Origin of the sequence: Nocardioides jiangsuensis, from assembly GCF_019679455.1 — a bacterium.
Classification (GTDB): Bacteria; Actinomycetota; Actinomycetes; order Propionibacteriales; family Nocardioidaceae; genus Nocardioides_C; species Nocardioides_C jiangsuensis.
Map to the genome: position 1 here is coordinate 1 of NZ_JAIEZQ010000004.1, position 3,525 is coordinate 3,525.

1 rRNA gene is annotated in these 3,525 nt (G+C 56.3%); it reads left to right on the plus strand.

What is annotated here, in order from left to right:
* Positions 1-316: 316 nt before the first annotated feature.
* Positions 317-3,434: ribosomal RNA gene (locus K1X13_RS18935) — 23S ribosomal RNA — on the plus strand.
* Positions 3,435-3,525: the final 91 nt, after the last annotated feature.

The following is a 3,525-nucleotide window of genomic DNA, read 5'->3' on the forward strand; positions in this document are numbered from 1 at the left end:
ACGTTTCGTGGCCGCACGTGTCACGGCGTTGGATGCTCACTAGTGGAACGTCGATTAGTTGGTCGGTCCTCGTGGCCGGTCTCGTCAGTACTGTCGGTTCGCCGGCGTGGAACCTCGAGGCTGGTGTGGGGGTTGGCTTAGCACACTGTTGGGTCCTGAGGGATCAGGCTTCCTTGAAGCGTGATTGCCTCGACCAGGGCCATCTTTCCCGTGAACCACCGGTGCGACGGATTCGTCGAGGCGGTAGGCGTGGGGTTGGGGATGGTGCCGCCCGTAATTTGAGAACTACACAGTGGACGCGAGCATCTTTGTAGCAAGACAAGCTACTTAGGGCACATGGTGGATGCCTTGGCACCAAGAGCCGATGAAGGACGTAGGAGCCTGCGATAAGCCCCGGGAAGTTGGCAACCGAGCTGTGATCCGGGGATTTCCGAATGGGGAAACCCAGCTGGAGTCATGTCCAGTTACCTCTGCCTGAACACATAGGGCAGTTGGAGGGAACGTGGGGAAGTGAAACATCTCAGTACCCACAGGAAGAGAAAACAAAAGTGATTCCGAGAGTAGTGGCGAGCGAAATCGGAAGAGGCCAAACCGTTTGCGTGTGATAGCCGGCAGGCGTTGCGCATTCGGGGTTGTGGGGCCGACCCGCTGGTTCTGCCGAACCAGCACAGAGTAAGAAATCGTTGTTGAAGTTGAAGCGGACTGGAAAGTCCCGGCGTAGAGGGTGATACCCCCGTACACGTAAGACAACGACTCTGAGTCGTCACCCCAAGTAACACGGAACCCCTGAAATTCCGTGTGAATCTGGCGGGACCACCCGTTAAGCCTAAATACTCCTTGGTGACCGATAGCGGACAAGTACCGTGAGGGAAAGGTGAAAAGTACCCCTGGCGGGGAGTGAAATAGTACCTGAAACCATGTGCCTACAATCCGTCGGAGCGAGACTTCGGTCTTGTGACGGCGTGCCTTTTGAAGAATGAGCCTGCGAGTTAGCGTTATGTGGCGAGGTTAACCCGTGTGGGGAAGCCGTAGCGAAAGCGAGTCCGAATAGGGCGGTTGAGTCGCATGATCTAGACCCGAAGCGGAGTGATCTATCCATGGGCAGGTTGAAGCGTCGGTAAGACGACGTGGAGGACCGAACCCACCAGGGTTGAAAACCTGGGGGATGACCTGTGGATAGGGGTGAAAGGCCAATCAAACTCCGTGATAGCTGGTTCTCCCCGAAATGCATTTAGGTGCAGCGTCGCGTGTTTCTTGCTGGAGGTAGAGCACTGGATGGTCTAGGGGGCCCACAAGCTTACCGAAATCAACCAAACTCCGAATGCCAGTAAGTGAGAGCGCGGCAGTGAGACTGCGGGGGATAAGCTCCGTAGTCGAGAGGGAAACAGCCCAGACCATCAGCTAAGGTCCCTAAGCGATGACTAAGTGGAAAAGGATGTGGAGTCGCACAGACAACCAGGAGGTTGGCTTAGAAGCAGCCACCCTTGAAAGAGTGCGTAATAGCTCACTGGTCAAGTGATTCCGCGCCGACAATGTAGCGGGGCTCAAGTCATCCACCGAAGCTATGGCATTCACATATTGAGCTCGGCCCGCGCCTTCGTGGTGTGGGTCCAGGTGTGTGGATGGGTAGGGGAGCGTCGTGTGGCGAGTGAAGCGGCGGAGTGATCCAGCCGTGGACGCCACACGAGTGAGAATGCAGGCATGAGTAGCGAATGACAGGTGAGAAACCTGTCCGCCGAATGATCAAGGGTTCCAGGGTCAAGCTAATCTGCCCTGGGTAAGTCGGGACCTAAGGCGAGGCCGACAGGCGTAGTCGATGGACAACGGGTTGATATTCCCGTACCGGCAAAACAGCGCCCATGACGAACCCAGCGATGCTAAGTGCCCAAAGCCTTCTAGATCCCTTCGGGGACGTGGAGGTGGAGCGCACGACCCGAGCTGGTAGTAGTCAAGCGATGGGGTGACGCAGGAAGGCAGTCCAACCGTGGCGATGGTAGACCACGGCTAAGGATGTAGGCCGAGACCTAGGCAAATCCGGGTCTCTTATGGCTGAGATCTGATGGGGAGCCCGTATGGGTGAAGTGGATGATCCTATGCTGTCGAGAAAAACCTCTAGCGAGCTGTGCGCCGCCCGTACCCCAAACCGACTCAGGTGATCAGGTAGAGAATACCAAGGCGATCGAGTGAACCATGGTTAAGGAACTCGGCAAAATGCCCCCGTAACTTCGGGAGAAGGGGGGCCGGATCCGTCAGCACCCTTGCGGTGTGAAGCGGTGATGGCCGCAGAGACCAGGCCCAAGCGACTGTTTACTAAAAACACAGGTCCGTGCGAAGTTGTAAGACGATGTATACGGACTGACTCCTGCCCGGTGCTGGAAGGTTAAGGGGACGTGTTAGTGCCTTCGGGCGCGAAGCGCAGAACTTAAGCCCCAGTAAACGGCGGTGGTAACTATAACCATCCTAAGGTAGCGAAATTCCTTGTCGGGTAAGTTCCGACCTGCACGAATGGAGTAACGACTTGGGCGCTGTCTCAACCGTGGACTCGGCGAAATTGCAGTACGAGTAAAGATGCTCGTTACGCGCGGCAGGACGGAAAGACCCCGGGACCTTTACTACAACTTGGTATTGGTGTTTGGTTCGGCTTGTGTAGGATAGGTGGGAGGCTGTGAAGCGTGGACGCCAGTTCATGTGGAGCCATCGTTGAAATACCACTCTGGTCGTACTAGATATCTAACCTAGGTCCGTTATCCGGATCAGGGACAGTGCCTGGTGGGTAGTTTAACTGGGGCGGTTGCCTCCTAAAATGTAACGGAGGCGCTCAAAGGTTCCCTCAGCCTGGTTGGCAATCAGGTTTCGAGTGTAAGTGCACAAGGGAGCTTGACTGTGAGAGAGACATCTCGAGCAGGGACGAAAGTCGGAACTAGTGATCCGGCGCTGGCATGTGGAAGCGGCGTCGCTCAACGGATAAAAGGTACCCCGGGGATAACAGGCTGATCTTCCCCAAGAGTCCATATCGACGGGATGGTTTGGCACCTCGATGTCGGCTCGTCGCATCCTGGGGCTGGAGTAGGTCCCAAGGGTTGGGCTGTTCGCCCATTAAAGCGGCACGCGAGCTGGGTTTAGAACGTCGTGAGACAGTTCGGTCCCTATCCGCCGCGCGCGCAGGAAACTTGAGAAAGGCTGTCCCTAGTACGAGAGGACCGGGATGGACGAACCTCTGGTGTGCCAGTTGTTCCGCCAGGAGCACGGCTGGTTAGCTACGTTCGGAAGTGATAACCGCTGAAAGCATCTAAGCGGGAAGCACGTTTCAAGATGAGGTTTCCCACCGGGTTAACCGGGTAAGGCCCCCAGTAGACGACTGGGTTGATAGGCCGGAGGTCGAAGGCAGCAATGTACGGAGCCGACCGGTACTAATAGGCCGAGGGCTTGTCCCTCAAAGATGTTGCGCGTCCACTGTGTGGTTCCCGAGTTACGGACGGGAACCCAAGACACACCACTGTTTTGGAACTGTTGATAACTCCATAG